The following is an 18,906-nucleotide window of genomic DNA, read 5'->3' as shown; positions in this document are numbered from 1 at the left end:
CAATGGCTGCCATTGCCGAACTGCCGCTGATCGGGCTCATCGTCGTCGATATGAGCCAGTTCCTGTCCGGGCCTTACTGCTCGCTCAGACTGCTCGACCTCGGCGCCCGCGTCATCAAGATAGAACGGCCGGATGGCGGCGACCTGTCGCGCCGGCTTTATCTCAGCGACACCGAGATCGGCGGCGATTCCACAATTTTCCACGCGATCAACCGCGCTAAGGAAAGCCTTGCCATCGACCTGAAGGACGAGGCCGATCTTGCGGCGCTGCGCGGCCTGCTGGCCAAGGCCGACGTGCTGATCCAGAATTTCAGGCCCGGCGTCATCGAACGCCTGGGCTTCGATTACGAGGCGGTGCGCAAGATCAATCCGCGCCTGGTCTATGCCTCGATCAGCGGCTATGGCGAGGAAGGCCCGTGGGTCAAGCGGCCCGGGCAGGATCTGCTGGCGCAGGCCCGCTCCGGCGTGATGTGGCTGAACGGCGACGAGGACCAAGGGCCGGTGCCCTTCGGCCTGGCGATCGCCGACATGCTGGCGGGTTCCGCCGCCGCGCAAGGCATCCTCGCCGCACTGGTGCGGCGCGGCGTGACCGGCAAGGGCAGCCATGTCGAGACCAGCCTGCTCGAAGCGCTGGTCGACTTCCAGTTCGAGGTGCTGACGACGCATCTCAATGACGGGCGCCGGCTGCCGCGGCGGTCGAGCTTCCGCAGCGCGCACGCCTATCTCTCGGCGCCCTACGGCGTCTATCCGGCCAAGGACGGCTATCTGGCGATCGCCATGACGCCGATCTCGAAACTCGCCGATCTCCTCGGGCTCGAGGAGCTTGCGCCCTATCGCGACCAGCCGTCGACCTGGTTCACCGCCCGCGACGAGATCAAGGCGATCATCGCGCAAAAGATCGCGACGAAAACGGTCGATGAGTGGCTTACGATCCTCGAGCCCGCCGATATCTGGTGCGCCAAGGTTTTGACCTGGCCGGAGATGATGGCCAGCGAAGGCTTCCAAGTTCTCGACATGCTGCAGACGGTGACGCGCGAGGATGACGTTTCGATCCTCACCACGCGCTCGCCGCTCAGGGTCGACGGCATCCGCGCCAAGGTCGAGCGGGCCGCGCCACGCATCGGCGAGCACAGCGCAAAAATCCGCGAGGAGTTCGGGCTGTGAGCGACGTGACGCTCAAAGGCATGACCTGGAGCCATCCGCGCGGCTATGATCCGATGGTCGCCTGTTCGGCGCTGTGGACGGAACGCACCGGCGTCGCCATCGAATGGGACAAGCGCTCGCTGCAGGATTTCGAATCCTTCCCGGTCGAGGAATTGGCCCGTGCCTATGATCTGATCGTCATCGACCATCCGCATATCGGCCAGATCACCGCCGAGAATTGTTTGACGCCGCTCGATGCGGCCGGCCGGGACGCCGAACGTGCAGCACTTGCGACGGGCAGCGTCGGCCGGTCCTATCCGAGCTACAACTGGCAAGGCAGGCAGTGGGCGTTTCCGATCGACGCGGCCAGCCAGGTGGAGGCCTGGCGGCCGGACATGCTTTCGGCTGCACCGGCGAACTGGGCCGATGCGCTCGATCTGGCCCGGCAAGGCCACGTGCTGTTGCCGCTCAGGCCGCCGCATGCGCTGATGGTGTTCTACACGCTTGCCGGCAATCTCGGCCGGCCCGCCGGCGAAGGCCCCGGCGACCATGTGGATCCGGCAACGGGCAAGCAGGTTTTCGAGATGATGCGCGAGATCGCGGCCCTCGTCGATCCGGCATGCCTTGGCATGGATCCGATTGCGGTTCTGGAGCAAATGGCCGGATCGGGATCACGGATCGCCTGTGCACCGCTGATCTATGGCTATGTCTCCTATGCCATCGCCGGGTTTCGACCCAACCGCCTGGCTTTCGCGGATATCCCGGCCGCGGGCAATGCCGGCCCCAAAGGCTCGGCGCTCGGCGGGACCGGCATTGCGGTGTCAGCTTTTTCGAAGGCCAGGCAGGCGGCCATCGACTTCGCCTACTGGATCGCCAGCGGTGACGTGCAGCGCGGCCCTTACGCCTCGGCCGGCGGCCAGCCCGGCCATGCGGCAGCCTGGGAGGATGCCGCCGTCAACGCTGCCACCGGCAATTTCTACAAGGACACCCGAGCCACGCTCGAAGGTGCCTGGGTCAGGCCGCGGCACGACGGCTACATGTCCTTCCAGCAGGCGGCGTCAGATCGCATCAATCTCGGCCTGAGCGAAAGGCACAATGCCGCTCGCGTCGTTGCCGATCTCAATCGCCTGTTTCGGGAAAGCCTTTCGACGCAGGTGTCCGGCGTTGCCGGCGGAGGAGCCTGAAAACAACCGAACGGAGGAGAACATGAACAGCCTGATCCGCGGCCTTATGGCCGCAACCGCACTTGCATCGCTCACGACCATAGCCTGCGCTCAAGACGTTTCGGGCGTGATTGCTGGATTGCCGACCGAACTGAAGGCGCAATATGACGGCGCGCCGCAGAAGATGCTGCCGTCGGCCTGGGACAATTTCACGCCGCCGCCAAAGCCGTGGAAATGGTGCCACTCCGAGTCCTACCAGGGCAATCCGTGGCGCGTCACCGTCACCAAGGAGTTGAAGCGGCTGGTCGACGGGCTGATCGCCGACGGCACGGTGGCGAGTTTCGAAGTGTCGGATTCCAACAACGACGCCAGTCAGCAGATCAACCAGATCCGCGCCTTCATCGATAAGAAATGCTCGATCATCACCTCGATCCCCGGCTCGGCGACGGCGTTGGACGATGCCATCGATGCCGCAGCCAAAGCCGGCATCCCGTTCATCACGGCGGCTGGCTCGGTGACCAGCCCGAATGCCATCAATGTCGATTCCAACTATGCCCGCTGGGGCTACGACATGATGACCGCGATCGGCAAGGCGATGCCGGACGGCGGCAGCGTGCTTATGGTCGAAGGCATCGCCGGCCATCCGATCGTCGTGCAGGAGCGCCAGGGCGGCGACAAGGCGCTGGCCGAAAATTCAAAGCTCAAGGTCTCGCGCAGCGTCAACGGCAACTGGACGGCCAATGTCACCAAGACCGCGGTGCTGCAGGCGATCGCCACCAATCCGGCGCCGATCGATGCGGTGTGGACGACCGGCAGCGAAAGCCGAGTCGTCGCCGAGGCCTTTGCCGAAGCCGGCCGCCCTGCCCCGCTGATCACCGGCTCGATCACCGGCGATGCGCTCGGCTACTGGAAGGCCAATCCCGACAAATACCGCTTCGAAGGCCATGCGGTTCTGCCGCACTGGACGGCCGAGACGCTGTTTCGTGTCGGCGTGCGCATGCTCGATGGGCAGAAGCCGAAGCTCAACACGCTGCTGATCCCGATTCCGCCGGTGCACAATGCCGACCTCGGGGCCTGGTACAAGGACTGCATGACGCCGGACGCCGTCTCGATCTTCCCGGTCCCGCCGAAGGATCCGATGCCGGAGGAATGGCTCGATGCCTACTTCGCCAATCCGGCACCGACCAAGGGCTGGGACTATTCGAAGGTGCCGGACGCCTGCGCCAAGTAGCATTTATGAGGGCCGGCTCCGCACCAGCGGTGCCGGCTTTCTCCATCAGGATTGCTCATGCTGGAAGTCCAGGCCATCTCGAAACGCTACGGCGAAACGATTGCGCTGGCCAATGCCTCCATCGCGTTCCGCGCCGGCACGATCCACACCATCCTGGGCGAGAACGGCTCGGGCAAGAGTACCCTGGTCAAGCTGCTGTCCGGGATCGTCCAGCCGGACAGCGGCGCGATCCTGCTCGACGGAGCGCCCTTTGCCGGCCTCTCGCCGGCGGCGTTCCAGGCCGCCGGGTTGGCCACCGTATTCCAGGAAGTGCTGATCGCGCCTGACCGTTCGGTGACGGACAACATCCTGCTCGGCCTCGACGGCTTGCTGACGCGCACCGTGCCGCGCGCCGAGCGGCGGCAACGCGCCCAAGCGGTGCTGAAACAATTCGCGGTGACCGAGATCCCGCTCGACCAGTTGGCCGGGCAATTGCCGCTGGCGGTTCAGCAATTGATAGTGCTCGCCCGCGCCGTGGTCCGCAACCCGCTCATTCTCATTCTCGACGAGGTGACGGCGGCGCTCGACTTTGCCGATCGCGAGGCGGTTTTCGCCATGATGCGCAAGCTTGCTTCGGAAGGCTGCCTGATCCTGTTCATCACGCATCGCATGGACGAGGTGATGGCGCTGTCCGATCGGATTTCCGTGCTGCGCGGTGGCAGCGTGGTGACGACTGAGGAGCGCGGCACGTCCACCGCATCCGAACTTCTCAGGGCGATGGCGCCTCGTACGGCGGCGGAGCTGGCGCATGGCTGAGCGCGCCAGCCTTTTGGTGCGGGGCCTGGTGATCGCGCCGGGCGCAAGCCCCATGACGCAAACCATTGCGCCAGGCGAGATCGTCGGCCTTGCCGGTCTCGACGGCCATGGACAGGAGCGGTTCCTGAAAGTGCTGGCCGGTCTGGAAAGCCCGGCTGGCGGCGAGGTGACCGTCGAGGCGCCAACCGGCGCGCGCGCGATCACCAATTTCCGCAAGGCGGTCGCCGGCGGCATCGCCTATTTGCCGCGCGACCGGCGCACTACCGGCATTTTTCCGACCCAATCCGTCCTCGACAATTTTGCCGTTTCGACATTGTCGCGCGACATGCGGTACGGCCTGCTCAGCTTCGCCGGGCGGCGGCAGCGCTATGAGAGCTACCGAGACAAGTTGTCCATCATCGCGCCGCGACCGGACGCGCCGATCACCACGCTTTCCGGCGGCAATCAGCAGAAGGTGCTGCTGGCCCGCGCATTGGCGCTGGAACCGGCAATCCTGCTCCTCAACGATCCGACGCGCGGTGTCGACGTGGCGACGCGCCATGTCCTCTACGATGTGTTTCGTGGACTGGCGGCGGACGGCATGGCTCTGGTCATCCTGTCGAGCGAGATCGAGGAGATCCTCCTGCTTTGCCATCGCGTGCTGGTATTTCGCGAACAGCAGGTCGCGGCCGAAATCACCGGAGACGAAATGAAAAGCGATACGGTGATCGCCGCCATGTTCGGGCGCGCGGCATGAGCGGGTTTCGGCGCATGGCGGCGCGATGGCGCGGCGCGGGCTTTGCGGCAGTGCTGCTGGCCATCCTGATCGCGGTCAATCTGCTGCTCAATCCGGCGCGCTTCCATCCTGCCGCCTGGGGCGCGCTGATCGGGCTCGCCGCGCCGCTGATCGGCGCAGCGGTCGCCTCGGCTCCGGTGATCCTCGCCGGGCGCGGCGGCATCGACATTTCCGTCGGGCCATTGATGGGCTTCGTCAATGCGATGATGATCCAGCTGCTGTTTCTCAAGCTCGGCATATCTTCGCCGCTGGTCATCGTGCCGGCGGCACTTCTGATCGGCGCGATCGTCGGCGCCGCCAACGGCTTTCTGGCGACCATCGTCCGCATCCAGCCGATCGTCGCAACGCTCGGCACCTATCTGATCCTCACCGGCATGACGCTGACCGTCCTGCCGGCGCCGATCGGCCCGGCGCCTGGCTGGCTGAAGGCAATGGCCGGACCTTGGTCGGCGCTGCCGCTGGCGCTGATCTTGCTGTTCTGGTGGCTGGTGCGGCAGACGCCTTATTACGACCAGCTGATGGCGGTGGGCAGCGACGACCGCGCCGCCTACACGGCCGGCATTCCGGTGACGAAAGTACGTTTCATAGCCTATGTCATGACCGGCATACTTGCCGCCTGTGCCGGCCTCATGCTGACCGCGCTGATCGGTTCGGCCGACCCTAATATCGGGCCAACCTACACGCTGATCGCGATTGCCGCGGTGGCGCTCGGCGGCGTCAGCCTTGCCGGCGGACGCGGCGGGCTCGCCGGTGCCGCCATCGGCGCTGTCGACATCTTCCTGCTGCAGAGCGTGCTGACCGCCTTCAACGTCTCCACCTATGTGCTGCAGATCGCCTATGGCGCGATCCTGGTTGTGGCCGTCATCATGACGGCGCTGCAGGAGCGGCTCTCGGGACGGAAAGGCTGAGAAGCATGCGCCAGACCTGGTTCCAATCCACCAATGCCCGTGTCGCCGGTGCCTTTGCCGTCGCTGCCGCCTTGCATCTCATTGGCACCTTGCTCATCCCGGGTTACTCCCAGCCGTTCGCCATCCGGGCGCTGCTGGTGATCGCCTCGCTGCTGGCGGTGGCATCGATCGGCCAGACCCTCGTCGTCATCCTCGGCGGTATCGATCTGTCGATCCCGTTCATCATCGGCTTTGCCAATGTCGTTGCCGCACAGCTCTACGGCGGCGGCTGGAATTTTGCTCTTGTCTGCGCGGTCGTCGGCGCGCTCGCCATACTGATCGGGGCGCTGAACGGCCTGATCTCGCGCGGGCTCGACATCCACCCGCTGATCGTCACGCTCGGCACCGGCATGATCGTGCAAGGTGCCGTCCTGTTGTGGACCGGTGGCTTTCCGTCCGGATCGGCGCCGCAAGCGGTTTCCGCCTTCGTTTCGATCGGCGGTTCGGTCGGACCGCTGCCGGTGCCGGGGCTGGTGCCATGCGTCGCGGTGCTGACCTTGCTGGTGGCGCTGGTGCTGGCGCGCACGCCATACGGCCGCCGTCTCTACGCGCTCGGCAGCAATCCAGGTGCTGCGCCGCTGGCGTTGATCGATCCGGTCCGAATGTGGACCGCGACCTATGCCGCGAGCGCCTTCTTCGCCGCCGCGGCCGGCGTGCTGCTGCTCGGCTTCACCGGCTCTGCCTATGGCGATGTCGGCCAGCCCTATCTGTTCCAGACGATCGCGGCAGTGGTGGTCGGCGGCGCCGCCCTTGTCGGCGGCCGCGGCAGCTATTTCGGCACCATTGCCGGCGTGCTGGTGCTGACGGAGATCAACACGCTGCTGATCGGGCTCGGCTTCCGGCCTTCGACCGTGCAGGCGGCACTTGGCCTGGTCATCGTGCTCCTGGTTTCGCTCTACGGCCGCGAGCGGCACGTGTCGGCGACGATCTGAGCCGCTTACAACCTCCACAGCCGCTTGGCGTTGCCTAACAGCAGTTTTTGCCGCTCATCGGCGCTGGCACCGCTGAGCAGCGCGTGCGTTGCCGCAATCCAGGTCGCAAGCCCGCCGCCGAGCGTGCAGACCGGCCAGTCGCTGCCCCACACGACGCGGTCCCAGCCGAAGCATTCGATGGTGTGCTCGACGTAGGAACGCAGCGTTTCGACAGTCCAGGATCCGGCATCCGCATACGCGACCACACCGGAAATTTTGCCGACGACGTTCGGGCGCCGCGCGATCTCCGCCATGTGCTCGCGCCAGGGGTGCTCGGCACCGCCCTTGATGTCGGGCACGCCGCAATGGTCGAGCACGAACTGCACATCCGGCGCGAGATCGGCGAGTGCGATCGCCTTGGGGATCTGGTGGGGCAGAACGACAAGATCGAAGGTCAGGCCGGTGCCGGCTAGCCGCTTGATGTTTTCACGAAACAGCGCGCCCTCCGACAGCTCATCCGGCATGACGTGCAGCACGCGGCGAAAGCCTTTGACGAAAGGATCTGCGCGCTGCGTTTCCAGATAAGCGGCAAAGCCGGGCTCTTCCGGACGGCAGGAGGCAATCGCTCCCCTCAACAAACTGCCCTTTTGCCGCGACAGCGCTTTGACATGGCCGGTTTCGGCCTCGATGTCGGCTGGATCGACATCGACTTCCATGTGCAGCGCCGCCTCGATGCCAGCGCGACGGGCCTGGACTGCATATTCGTCGTAGGAGAAATCGCGGTTGAGCGCCGGCACGCCGGCCAGCCAGGGGTAGCGCAGGGCGGACTGGTCGATCAGGTGCAGATGGGTGTCAAAGATCATGGTGGCGCGCTCCTCCTTGGCGACTCGAGATCATCTCACGGAGAAATTCTTCATTCAAATAAGAATTCATCTCGATTGCTTGACAGTCGATCCCGCCAGTTGCGACAGCTTTTCGGTCGCTGCCAGCAACAGCTCTATCGTCCTGGTGATGTCGGGCGCCTTGGGTGCGTTGACCAGGGTTATGTACGGGATCGACAGTGCGGCGATTGCCTTGCCGTCCGAGCCGAGAACGGGCGTCGACAGGTTGAACACGCCGGCCGTCTGCATCGACGCCATCATCTCGTAGCCGCGTTCACGAATCTGGTCGAGGCGGGCGAAAAACTCCGGCGATTGCGGCGGCTTGTCGGTGCTGCGCAGATGTTCGGAAATCATCATCTGCCGCTCTTCCGGCGGGCGGAACGCCAGCAACACATGGCCGGAGCCGGTGTCGAACAGGCTGATATGCGAGCCGACGCGGATGGAGATGCCCCAGTAATCCGGCGCTTCCTGCTGTGCGATCACCACGGCGGAGCCGCGATCGAAAACGACGAGCTGGTTTGCCTGCTGTGAGGTTTCGGCCAGATCGCGCATCAGCGGCGTCGCATAGGAAACCAGCCGGCGCACCGGCGCGTGCAGCTGCGCCAGGCCAAACAGCTTGAGCGTCAGCGAATAACGGTCGCCATCCGGCCGCGTGACGTAGCCGCGCCGCACCAGCCGATCCAGCATGCGATAGAACTCATTCGGGCTGCGGTCGAGTTTCTTGGCGATTTCCGCCTGCGTCAAGCCGCCGTCGACGCCGGCCAGCAGCTCGAGGATGTCGAGCCCCTTGTCCAGCGCCGGGGCTCGATACCGGTCGTCTTCCTCGTCCTCTGCCATTGCGCCTCTCCAGTGAATTTCACTTTTCATATACGCAACAGCCTTGCTTCCGAAAGAACTTTCGGCTTGACGATCCTATAAATGTTTTGTTTGTATATGAATGAAGCTGCCGATCGACCTCGCTACGCGATCGATGCAGGCTCTTTGGGAGGATACCAATGACGAAACTGTTTTGCGGCCTGTCGGCCGGCGTAACGCTACTCGCATTTGGTGCTAGTGCTGCCCTTGCTGCCGAACTGCCCGGCAAATTTGACGGCGTCACCATCGACGCCAAGCTGATCGGCGGCCAGCAATATGAAGGGCTCTACGCGCGGATCGGCGAATGGGAAAAACTGACCGGCGCCAAGGTCAACGTGATCTCGAAGAAGAACCACTTCGAGCTCGACAAGGAGATCAAGTCGGACATCGCCTCCGGCAGCATCAACTGGTGCGTCGGCTCGAACCACTCGTCCTTCGCGCCGCAATATCCTGATATCTACACCGATCTCAACAAGCTGCTGCCGAAGGAGGAGATCGACGCCTTCGTGCCGTCGACGATCAAGGCCTCGACGCTCGAGGGCAAGCTGGTCATGCTGCCGCGCGCGCAATTCGACGTCTCGGCGCTCTATTACCAGAAGAGCCTCTACCAGGACGAAGCCAAGAAGGCCGCCTACAAGGCCAAGTACGGCAAGGAGCTGACACCACCCGACACCTGGGACGAGGTCGCCCAGCAGGCGGAATTCTTCGCCAGCCCGCCCGATTTCTATGGCACCCAGTTCGCCGGCAAGGAAGAGGCGATCAACGGCCGTTTTTACGAGATGCTCATCGCCGACGGTGGCGAGTACCTCGACAAGGACGGCAGGCCCGCTTTCAACTCGGAGGCCGGCGTGCACGCGCTCGACTGGTTCGTCAATCTCTACAAGGCCAAGGCGGTGCCGGCCGGCACCACCAACTATCTGTGGGACGATCTCGGCCAGGGTTTTGCCTCGGGCACCGTCGCCATCAACCTCGATTGGCCTGGCTGGGCAGGCTTCTTCAACGATCCAAAGTCGTCGAAGGTCGCCGGCAATGTCGGCGTGAAAGTGGCGCCGAAGGGATCGGCCGGCATTCGCACCGGCTGGTCGGGGCACCACGGGTTTTCGGTCACCGAAAACTGCGCCAGCAAGGAAGCGGCCGCTTCGCTGGTCTGGTTCCTGACCAATGAGGACAGCCAGAAGCTCGAGGCGGCAAGCGGACCTCTGCCGACCCGCACGGCGGTGTGGGACTGGGACATCCAGCAGGCGGCAAACGATCCTTACAAGAAGGAAGTGCTGGCGGCTTTCCAGGAAGAGGCAAAGCACGCTTTCGCCGTGCCGCAGACACCTGAATGGATCGAAATCTCCAACGCCGTCTATCCCGAATTGCAGGCCGCCATCCTTGGCGACAAGACCTCCAAGCAGGCGCTGGACGACGCTGCCGCCAAGGCCACCCAGATCCTCGAGGACGCCGGCAAGCTTTGACCATTCTCCCAAGGGGGCGCCGCGCTCATTGAAGAGCGGCGCCCCCGAACTTTTTTCGAACCATGCGCAACCCGCTTTGTCTTGATCCCAGCTCGCCGATGGCGGGCTTCGGTGTCCGGGCACCAACCAGAACCGGATCGCCATGAAAGGCTGGAGACCCTCGCCACCATTGCTGCTCCTGCTGCCGGCGGTGATCGTGCTGGCGGCCGTGGTGGTGGTGCCGTTGCTGCTGTCGCTCTACTCCAGCTTCACGCCGTTCCGGCTGACCAGGCCTGAGACGTTCTGGGTCTTCATCGGCGCCCGCAACTACGTCACCATCCTGACCAGCCGCGATTTCTGGATCGCCTTTGCCCGTACTGTGGTGCTGCTGACGGTGGCGCTCAACCTGGAAATGCTGATCGGGCTCGGGCTGGCCCTGCTGGTGGAAAAAGCCTCGCGCGGCCAGCGGGTCCTGCGCACCATCATGATGTTTCCGATGATGTTTTCGCCGATCCTCGTCGGCTTCCAGTTCAAATTCATGTTCAACGACAATATCGGCCTGGTGAACAACGCCCTGCAGGCGCTCGGCCTGACCGATCGCGCCATCCCGTGGCTGATCGACGGCAATCTCGCCTTCATCGCCATCCTGACCGCCGAGATCTGGTCGTCGACTTCGGTGTTCGCGATCCTCATCCTGGCCGGGCTGCTGGCGATGCCGCGCGAACCGGTCGAGGCGGCCCGCGTCGACGGCTGCACGCCATGGCAGACATTCCGCTATGTCACCTGGCCGTTCATCATGCCGTTTGCCTTCATCGCCATGACCATCCGCTCGCTCGACGTCGCGCGCGCCTACGACATCGTCAAGATCATGACCGACGGCGGCCCTGCCGGCCGCACCGAGCTGGTCTGGACGCTGGTCGCCCGCACCGCCTATGGCGATGCCAGAATGGGCATGGCCAATGCCATGGCCTATTTCTCGATCCTGCTGTCGATCCTGTTCACCGTCTATTTCTACCGCAAGCTCGCCGCGGCGCGCACGCAGATCGCGGCGGAGTGGTGAGGATGGACCAGAACAGCCTGCATCGCGCCGGCAACAAAGCGCTTCGGATCGTCCATGGCATCGGGCTGTTCCTGGCCATGCTGGTCATCTGCCTGCCCGGCATCTGGATCGTGCTGTCGTCGCTGCGGCCGACTGTCGAGATCATGGCCAAGCCGCCGGTGTGGATTCCGCAGCAACTCTCGCTCGATGCCTACGTCGCCATGTTCAGCGGCGTCGGCAAGGGCGGCATTCCGGTGCTCGACTATTTCCGCAATTCGCTGATCATCTCGGTGACCTCGACGCTGATCGCCATCGCCATCGGCATGGCGGGCGGCTATGCCTTTGCGCGCTATCGCTTCCACGCCAAGTCGGCGATGTTTCTCGGCCTGATGCTGACGCGCACGGTGCCCGGCATCGCACTGTCCCTGCCGCTGTTCTTCGTCTTTGCGCGGCTCGGCATCATCGACACGCATTTCGGGCTGATCCTGGTCTATGTCGCGCTCAATGTGCCCTTCACCATCTGGCTGATCGACGGCTTTTTCCGCCAGGTACCGAAAGACCTTGCCGAGGCGGCGCAGATCGACGGCTGCACGCGCTGGCAGGCCTTCTGGCAGGTCGAGTTTCCGCTCGCCGGGCCCGGCATCGCCTCGGCCGGAATCTTTGCCTTCCTCACCTCGTGGAACGAGTTCGCGCTGGCCTCGCAGCTGACACGCTCGATTAACTCCAAGACCCTGCCGGTTGGCCTGCTCGACTATACGGCCGAATTCACCATCGACTGGCGCGGCATGTGCGCGCTCGCCGTGGTCATGGTCATACCGGCGCTCACGCTTACCTTCATCGTCCAGAAACACCTCGTCGGCGGCCTCACTTCCGGCGCGGTGAAAGGCTGACATGGCAACCGTATCGCTCAAGAATCTCACCAAAAGCTACGGCCCGGTGGCGGTGGTGCACGGCATCGATCTCGAGGTCGCCGACCGCGAGTTCATCGCGCTGGTCGGGCCGTCCGGTTGCGGCAAGTCGACAACCCTGCGCATGATCGCCGGCCTCGAGGCGATCAGCGACGGCGTCATCGAGATCGGCGGCCGCATGGTCAACGACCTGCCGCCGCGCTCGCGCAACATCTCGATGGTGTTCCAGTCCTACGCGCTCTATCCGCATATGACGGTGCGCGAAAACCTCGGCTTCTCGCTCAAGATCGCGGGCGCCGCGAAAGAAGAAATGGACCGTCGCGTCGCCGAAGCGTCCGGCATTCTCGGCCTCGACCAATTGCTCGACCGCCGGCCGTCGCAGCTGTCCGGCGGTCAGCGCCAGCGTGTCGCCATGGGCCGCGCCATCGTGCGCGATCCCGATGTCTTCCTGTTCGACGAGCCACTTTCCAATCTCGACGCCAAGCTTCGGACGCAGATGCGCACCGAGATCAAGAAGCTGCACGCCAAGGTCAAGTCGACGGTGATCTACGTCACCCATGACCAGGTCGAAGCGATGACATTGGCCGACCGCATCGTCATCATGCGCGACGGCTTCATCGAGCAGGTCGGCACACCCGACGAGGTCTTCCGCCGGCCGCAGACACGCTTCGTGGCCGGCTTCATCGGCTCGCCGCCGATGAACCTGCATGAGGCGGTCGTCGACGACGGACAGCTGCTGTTCGCCAGCGGCGAGAGATTGCCTCTGCCCAGCCAGTTCAAGGCAAACGTCGAGGCCGGCGACAAGGTCGTGTTCGGCCTCAGGCCCGACGACATCTATCCGACCGGACACGGCATCAGCTCCGGCGAAGAAGTCGACGTCCATCAGGTGGAGTTGCCGGTGACCGTCACCGAGCCGCTCGGCAATGAGACGCTGGTGTTCGCCGAATTCAACGGCAGCGACTGGGTATCACGGATGCTCAATCCAAAGCCGCTCAAAGCCGGCGACCGGGTCAAGATGAGCCTGGACCTGTCGCAGGCCCATCTGTTTTCTGCTGAAACGGGCAAGACATTGCGAGGTTAAAATCATGGCAAAGATCGAGAAAGTCGAACTGCGCATGGTCGACTTGGTGCCTAAGGTCAAGCGCACCGATGCCATCCAGAGTTTTGTCAGCCAGGAAACACCGATCGTCACCATCACCGATGCCGACGGCGCGGTCGGCTCCGGCTACAGCTACACGATCGGCACCGGCGGCTCGTCGGTGATGCGACTGCTGGCCGACCACCTTGCGCCGCGGCTGATCGGCCGCGACGCCGACATGATCGAGGCGGTCTGGCGCGAGTTGGAGTTCGCCACCCATGCCACGACGATCGGCGCGATCACGGCAATCGCGCTGGCGGCCATCGACACTGCCCTTTGGGATCTGCGGGCGAAGAAACAGAGGCTGCCGCTGTGGAAGCTGGCCGGCGGCGCCAAGGACCGCTGCCCGCTTTACACGACCGAAGGCGGCTGGCTGCATATCGAGACCGAGGCGCTGGTCGCGGATGCGCTGGCCGCCAAGGCCAAGGGTTTTCGCGGCTCGAAAGTCAAGATCGGCAAGCCGCACGGTTCCGAGGATCTTGCTCGGCTGACGGCGGTGCGCCGGGCGGTCGGAGACTCCTACGAGATCATGACCGACTGCAACCAGGGCTTTTCGGTCGACGAGGCAATCCGCCGGGCCGAACGCTTTCGCGACCTCGACCTCGCCTGGATCGAGGAGCCGCTGCCGGCCGACGACATTGACGGCCATGTGCGGCTGTCGAGTGCGACGTCGACGCCGATCGCGGTCGGCGAGTCGCTCTATTCGATCCGGCATTTCCGCGAATATATGCAGAAGGGCGCTTGCTCGATCGTGCAGGTCGATGTCGGCCGCATCGGCGGCATCACGCCGTGGCTGAAGGTGGCGCACGCGGCCGAGGCGTTCGACATCCCCGTCTGCCCGCATTTCCTGATGGAACTGCATGTCAGCCTGACATGCGCCGTTCAGAACGGCAGATATGTCGAGTATATTCCCCAGCTCGACGAGCTGACCGGCAAGAAAATGCGTATCGAGGACGGGCATGCATTGGCGCCGGACGAGCCCGGCATCGGCATCGACTGGGACTGGGATGCGATCAAGGCGAAGAGCATCGCGGAATTCACCACGACGATAGTGAAATAGGAGGCGGACATGCAGCGAATGGGAATGGTGCTCGGCCTCAAGCCGGAGAAGGTCGCCGAGTATGTGCGGCTTCACGCCGCCGTCTGGCCGGACGTCCTCAAGAGGATTTCCGCCTGCAACATCAAGAATTATTCGATTTATCTGAGGGAGCCGGAGCACCTTTTGTTCAGCACCTTCGAGTACCACGGCACCGACTATGCCGCCGACATGGCCAAGATGGCCGCCGATCCCACGACGCAGGAATGGTGGGCGCTGTGCATGCCATGCCAGGAGCCGCTGCCGACCCGCAAGGAGGGCGAGTGGTGGGCGTCGATGGACGAAGTCTTCCATTATGACTGATGACATTTTCGATCCTGCCTCGCTCTCCCAGGCCTGGGCACAGCCGTCAAAGCCCAGGCCGATCGTGATTTTCGGCGCCGGCTCGATCGTCGGCGATGCGCATTTCCCGGCCTATGGGAAGGCCGGTTTCCCGGTTGCCGGGCTTTTCGACCCCGACCTGGCCAAGGCCGAAAAACTGGCGCAGAAATGGGGCGTCACCGCTTACCGGTCGGTCGAGGAAGCTGGGTCAATCAAGGACGCCGTCTTCGATCTGGCGACGCCGCCGGCCTATCATGCCGGCGTGCTCAGGGTGTTGCCCGATGGTGCGGTGGCGCTGATCCAGAAGCCTATGGGCAGCAATCTCAGCGAGGCGACCGACATCCTCGAAATCTGCCGCTCCAAAGACCTCAAGGCCGCGGTGAATTTCCAGCTGCGCTTCGCGCCGATGATGTTGGCGCTCAGGGATGCTATCGCCAAGGGCTGGTTGGGCGACGTGGTCGATTTCGACGCATGGCTGGCGCTGGCGACACCCTGGCAGCTCTGGGAATTCCTGTTGCAGGCGCCGCGCGTCGAGATCGCCATGCATTCGATCCATTATCTCGACCTGATCCGGCAATTGCTCGGCGACCCAAGGGGGGTTCACGCCAAGACACTCGGCCATCCCGGCCATAAGGTTGCGCAAACGCGCACCAGCGCGATCCTCGACTATGGCGACACCGTGCGCTGTGCACTGTCGATCAACCACGATCACAAATTCGGTCGAAAACACCAGGCCTGCGAATTCCGCATCTGCGGCACCGAAGGCGCCGCCTACCTCAAACTGGGCGTCAACCTCGACTATCCGCGCGGCGAGCCGGACATCCTCGAAATCTACCCCAAGGGCGGCACGGACTGGATTGCGGTTCCACTCGTCGGCGCATGGTTTCCGGACGCCTTTGTCGGCCGCATGGCCAATGTCCAGCGCTACGCATCGGGCGAGGACGCCGAGTTTGTCAGTTCCGTCGAGGACGGTTGGAACACTATGGCGCTGGTCGAAGCCGCCTACCAATCGAGCGCGGCGCCGGCAACACCGATAGCGGCGAGGCCCTGACATGGAGCAGACTGTCTATTTCGAGGACTACCAGATCGGCTCGTCGCGCATGACCAGCGGGCGCACCATCACCGAGACCGACTTCGTCGTCCATGCCGGCCATACCGGCGATTTCTTTCCCCACCACATGGACGCCGAGTTCATGAAGACGACGCCGTTCGGCCAGCGCATCGCCCACGGCACGCTGGTCTTTTCGGTCGGCGTCGGGCTGACGGCGAGCGTCGTCAACCCGGTCGCCTTCTCCTATGGCTACGACCGGCTGCGCTTCATCAAGCCGGTGTTCATCGGCGATACGATCAAGACCCGCGCCACCATCTCGGCCAAGGAAGACGACCCGAAGCGGCCCGATTCAGGCCGGGTCGTCGAGCGCTGCGAGGTGATCAACCAGCATGGCAACGTGGTGCTGGTCGCCGACCACATCTACATCGTCGAGCGTCGCGACAAGCCGAGCAGGGCCTCGACGGACGGCCCCGAAACCTGAAACAAAAAACCGCCTTGCGGCGGGTCCTCGGTGCGAATCAGCACCATACGCGAATTAGTAGCATAGCTGCCGGCACAAAGCAAGAACAAAATGTGGCGCTGTCCACAAAAAAATGCGAATTCACTTCACCCGTTCCCGTCTTTATCCGCTTGCCGAGATCGCGCTCAAGGCTGCCTGCCCCGGAACGTTAAGGTGGAACTGTCGGCAGGCAGCGGATGGTGCCGGCATCGGGAATTGGTCACACCCGGTTGACCGGATATACCGCCTTGCCGCCGCGCAGGACCGCTGCGACGTCGGCAAACACCTTGTTGCGAACCTCCGCGTAAGACTGCGTCGAGTAGTGCGCCGCGTGTGGACTGACCAAGACGGTGTCCAGCGCCAGCAGCGGATTGTCGGGCGAAGGCGGCTCCTGCTCGAACGTGTCGATGCCCGCGCCTGCCAGATGGCCGCGCCGGATCAGATCCGCCAACGCGACCTCGTCGACGAGGCCGCCGCGGGACACGTTAATGAATATCGCTCCTTCCTTCATCCGCGACAGGGCATCCGCCGACATGATGTTTCTGGTCTCCGGTGTCGCTGGAACGTGCAGCGAGACGATGTCGGCCCTGGCTAGCAGCTCGTCGAAGCCGACCGGTTCGGCACCGCCGGCCATGATGCGCTCTGCCGGCATATGCGGGTCGTAGGCGATGATATGATAGCCGAAGACCCGCGCCCGCTCGGCAGTCAGGCGCCCGATCTGGCCGAAGCCGATCAGCCCGAGAATCTGCCTGTCCGGCCGCGTGATGCCGGCACCGTCGGTCATCGCCGCCCAGCGGCCGGCGCGCACCGCGCTGTCGAACTGCTTCAGCCTGCGCGCCAAGGCCAGGATCAGGGCCATGGCGTGGGTGCTGACTTCCACCAGATTGGCGTCCGGCACGTAGGTTACCTGAACACCGGCACGGCTAGCGGCCTCGACGTCGATCGAGTCGAGCCCTACGCCGAACCGCCCGATGACCTTGAGGTTCTTCAGTTCCGCCAAAACGCGAGCCGTGATCGGCTCCCGCAATACCATCAATGCGTCGGCGTCGCGGCAGTGTTCGATCAGGGCATCTTCTGTGAGCAGCGTCTTTTCGACAAACTCGGCGCTCAAGCCGTCGAGGTAGCGCAGCTGCTCCTCCTCGACTGACAGCACACCGTCGGTCTTGATGATCTTCATGGCAAACTCTTGCTATGAGGCGCTGCGCGCCGAGGCGACGCCGGCGGCAAGGCCGGCGCCGAGAAACATCGTGTCGCTGGCCAGCATGTAGAAGCTGATGCCGTGCCGCGACCATTTGCCGACATCATCCGCCGAAGGGCGAAAGATGCCGACGGCCTTGCCGGCCGCGCGCGCTACGGCCGCAATCCTGGTGATCGCGGCATTGAGCTTGTCCTGGCCGGCCGGCCCCATGGCGTCGATCGAGACCGACAGGTCGCCGGGGCCAATGAAGATCACGTCGACGCCGTCGACCTGGACGATGTCGTCGATGTTGGCCAGGCCCTCTGCCGTCTCGACCTGGATGGCGACCGTCAGGACCTCGTTGGCCGATTTGAGGTAGTCCGGAATCCTGTAGCCATAGCCGGCGGCGCGGCCCGGGCCGACACCGCGTGCGCCGACCGGCGGGTAACGGCAGGCCATGACCACCATGCGGGCTTGCTCGGCCGTCGAGACGCGGGGTACCAGGACGCCCGACGCGCCGGCGTCGAGCGCGGCCGCCATCCATTCCGGCGTGTGGCCGGGAACGCGCACCATCGCGGGAACCTTGTGGACATCGGCGGCGCGAACCAGATCCTCGAGCCGTTCGCGGCCGATCTGCGAATGCTCCCAGTCGATGCACAGGAAATCGACCCCGCTGGCGGCCGCCACTTCGACCGCCACCGGGTGCGGGATGGCGCAGAACGTGCCGATGAGGCGATCGAGAGAGACACATTTCTTGCGAAAGTCGTACATGAAATCTCCAGAGATTTTTCGGCGTCGGCAAAACCTGTTTGCGCTATGTGGCCCGCGGCAAAGGATGCACGGCTTCCGTCGACATCGGGAAATGCCGGCTGCCGCCTGAAAACGGCGGGAAAGTCTTGTAGTCGGCGCGCATCTCCAGCCGCACCGGCGACTGCAGGGCGTGCGTCAATGCCGCGGGGCTGTCGAACATGACCCGGTTGCGCTGCATATGGTCGATGCGCGGCCAGGGCAGCGAACCGCACCAATCCAGTCGCGACAGAACCTCGATGTGGCGAATGCCGGGGAAGCCCCGCATCAATTGCGGATGATGCGTCACATAGTGGTAGAGCCAGACATTCATGTCTTCGGCCGGCCCGGGGTAGTGGACAAGATAGCTGCAGGGGAGTCCCGACGTCTGGACGCCAGCGTCGTCGACGGGAAACGGACGCACGCACATAGCCTGTTGCGTCGGCCTCGAACCGGCGACGCTCGACAGCATACCCGGTGCGGCAAGCGCCTGCAGATGGCCGGACGGCGCCAGCGCCGCCTCCATGTCCGCCAATTCGTCGAAATAGAGCTGGAAGCCAAAGACCGGCGGTGGGCCATCCTTGTTGAACATGTCCGTCGCCACTTCGGGCAGATAGATGTTTGCAAGCGCAAGGCCCGGCGTCGATGCAATCACCCGCCGCACGGCATCAACGTCTTCACCGGCGATGGCCAAATTTGCCTCGCGGTCATCATGGAAGAAAGCAAGATAGGCAAAGCGCATTTGGACACCT

Annotated in this window: 20 protein-coding genes; 15 read left to right on the top strand and 5 right to left on the bottom strand. The window is 64.0% G+C overall.

The window, feature by feature from the left end; translation table 11 throughout:
* Window positions 1-2: 2 nt before the first annotated feature.
* From NKH91_RS16100 to NKH91_RS16070, 7 genes are read left to right on the top strand one after another with little or no spacing between them, the layout of a single operon-like run.
* Window positions 3-1,163, top strand: coding sequence for a CaiB/BaiF CoA transferase family protein (locus NKH91_RS16100; RefSeq protein WP_352493936.1), 1,161 nt, complete (start codon window positions 3-5; stop codon window positions 1,161-1,163).
* A gap of 20 nt (window positions 1,164-1,183) precedes the next feature.
* A complete protein-coding gene (locus NKH91_RS16095; protein WP_352884802.1) occupies window positions 1,184-2,326 on the top strand; it encodes an extracellular solute-binding protein in 1,143 nt (380 codons plus the stop codon).
* Window positions 2,327-2,348: 22 nt separating this feature from the next.
* A complete protein-coding gene (locus tag NKH91_RS16090; protein ID WP_352493935.1) occupies window positions 2,349-3,536 on the top strand; it encodes an ABC transporter substrate-binding protein in 1,188 nt (395 codons plus the stop codon).
* A 57-nt stretch (window positions 3,537-3,593) separates the two neighbouring features.
* The gene (locus NKH91_RS16085; RefSeq protein ID WP_352493934.1) at window positions 3,594-4,331 is read left to right on the top strand and encodes an ATP-binding cassette domain-containing protein; all 738 of its coding nucleotides are present in this window, start codon (window positions 3,594-3,596) and stop codon (window positions 4,329-4,331) included.
* Window positions 4,324-5,067, top strand: coding sequence for an ATP-binding cassette domain-containing protein (locus tag NKH91_RS16080; protein ID WP_352493933.1), 744 nt, complete (start codon window positions 4,324-4,326; stop codon window positions 5,065-5,067). Before NKH91_RS16085 ends, NKH91_RS16080 begins: the two co-directional genes overlap by 8 nt.
* Window positions 5,064-6,014, top strand: a complete 951-nt coding sequence (locus NKH91_RS16075) for an ABC transporter permease (RefSeq protein WP_352493932.1) — start codon at window positions 5,064-5,066, stop codon at window positions 6,012-6,014. The genes NKH91_RS16080 and NKH91_RS16075 overlap by 4 nt, the downstream gene beginning before the upstream one ends.
* A gap of 5 nt (window positions 6,015-6,019) precedes the next feature.
* Window positions 6,020-6,985, top strand: coding sequence for an ABC transporter permease (locus tag NKH91_RS16070; RefSeq protein ID WP_352884721.1), 966 nt, complete (start codon window positions 6,020-6,022; stop codon window positions 6,983-6,985).
* A gap of 5 nt (window positions 6,986-6,990) precedes the next feature.
* Here the strand turns inward: NKH91_RS16070 and NKH91_RS16065 are convergent, their stop codons facing one another.
* Together NKH91_RS16065 and NKH91_RS16060 are read right to left on the bottom strand one after the other, a co-directional pair.
* On the bottom strand, window positions 6,991-7,827 hold the full coding sequence (locus tag NKH91_RS16065; RefSeq protein ID WP_352493930.1) for an amidohydrolase family protein: 837 nt from the start codon (window positions 7,825-7,827) through the stop codon (window positions 6,991-6,993).
* Window positions 7,828-7,893: 66 nt separating this feature from the next.
* Complete coding sequence (locus NKH91_RS16060) at window positions 7,894-8,682, bottom strand: IclR family transcriptional regulator (RefSeq protein WP_352493929.1); 789 nt, start codon at window positions 8,680-8,682, stop codon at window positions 7,894-7,896.
* A gap of 158 nt (window positions 8,683-8,840) precedes the next feature.
* Here NKH91_RS16060 and NKH91_RS16055 point away from each other — a divergent pair, with 158 nt between their 5' ends.
* From NKH91_RS16055 to NKH91_RS16020, 8 genes are all read left to right on the top strand, one after another.
* Complete coding sequence (locus NKH91_RS16055; protein WP_352493928.1) at window positions 8,841-10,160, top strand: ABC transporter substrate-binding protein; 1,320 nt, start codon at window positions 8,841-8,843, stop codon at window positions 10,158-10,160.
* A 142-nt stretch (window positions 10,161-10,302) separates the two neighbouring features.
* Complete coding sequence (locus NKH91_RS16050) at window positions 10,303-11,199, top strand: carbohydrate ABC transporter permease (protein WP_352482776.1); 897 nt, start codon at window positions 10,303-10,305, stop codon at window positions 11,197-11,199.
* 2 nt (window positions 11,200-11,201) lie between these two features.
* Entirely contained in the window at window positions 11,202-12,068 is an 867-nt protein-coding gene (locus NKH91_RS16045) for a carbohydrate ABC transporter permease (protein WP_023716656.1), read from the top strand.
* A gap of 1 nt (window position 12,069) precedes the next feature.
* Window positions 12,070-13,167, top strand: coding sequence for an ABC transporter ATP-binding protein (locus NKH91_RS16040; protein WP_352493927.1), 1,098 nt, complete (start codon window positions 12,070-12,072; stop codon window positions 13,165-13,167).
* Window positions 13,168-13,171: 4 nt separating this feature from the next.
* Window positions 13,172-14,284, top strand: a complete 1,113-nt coding sequence (locus NKH91_RS16035; protein ID WP_352493926.1) for a mandelate racemase/muconate lactonizing enzyme family protein — start codon at window positions 13,172-13,174, stop codon at window positions 14,282-14,284.
* A 9-nt stretch (window positions 14,285-14,293) separates the two neighbouring features.
* Window positions 14,294-14,623, top strand: a complete 330-nt coding sequence (locus NKH91_RS16030; RefSeq protein WP_352493925.1) for an L-rhamnose mutarotase — start codon at window positions 14,294-14,296, stop codon at window positions 14,621-14,623.
* A complete protein-coding gene (locus NKH91_RS16025; RefSeq protein WP_352884723.1) occupies window positions 14,616-15,692 on the top strand; it encodes a Gfo/Idh/MocA family protein in 1,077 nt (358 codons plus the stop codon). The genes NKH91_RS16030 and NKH91_RS16025 overlap by 8 nt, the downstream gene beginning before the upstream one ends.
* Window position 15,693: 1 nt before the next feature.
* Entirely contained in the window at window positions 15,694-16,173 is a 480-nt protein-coding gene (locus NKH91_RS16020; RefSeq protein WP_023716652.1) for a MaoC/PaaZ C-terminal domain-containing protein, read from the top strand.
* A 238-nt stretch (window positions 16,174-16,411) separates the two neighbouring features.
* On the opposite strand, the gene NKH91_RS16015 is transcribed toward NKH91_RS16020, so the two are convergent.
* Genes NKH91_RS16015 through NKH91_RS16005 form a run of 3 tightly spaced genes read right to left on the bottom strand, consistent with a single transcriptional unit; the run spans window position 16,412 to window position 18,896 of the window.
* Window positions 16,412-17,368, bottom strand: a complete 957-nt coding sequence (locus NKH91_RS16015; protein ID WP_352638966.1) for a C-terminal binding protein — start codon at window positions 17,366-17,368, stop codon at window positions 16,412-16,414.
* A gap of 12 nt (window positions 17,369-17,380) precedes the next feature.
* On the bottom strand, window positions 17,381-18,139 hold the full coding sequence (locus NKH91_RS16010; protein WP_352884725.1) for an HpcH/HpaI aldolase family protein: 759 nt from the start codon (window positions 18,137-18,139) through the stop codon (window positions 17,381-17,383).
* Window positions 18,140-18,182: 43 nt separating this feature from the next.
* A complete protein-coding gene (locus NKH91_RS16005; protein ID WP_352638964.1) occupies window positions 18,183-18,896 on the bottom strand; it encodes a hypothetical protein in 714 nt (237 codons plus the stop codon).
* Window positions 18,897-18,906 lie beyond the last annotated feature (10 nt).

It is taken from the genome of Mesorhizobium sp. M0894 (assembly GCF_040319725.1).
Lineage (GTDB): Bacteria > Pseudomonadota > Alphaproteobacteria > Rhizobiales > Rhizobiaceae > Mesorhizobium.
Note: the sequence above shows the minus strand (reverse complement) of the source record. Positions and strands in the feature narration are given on the sequence as shown.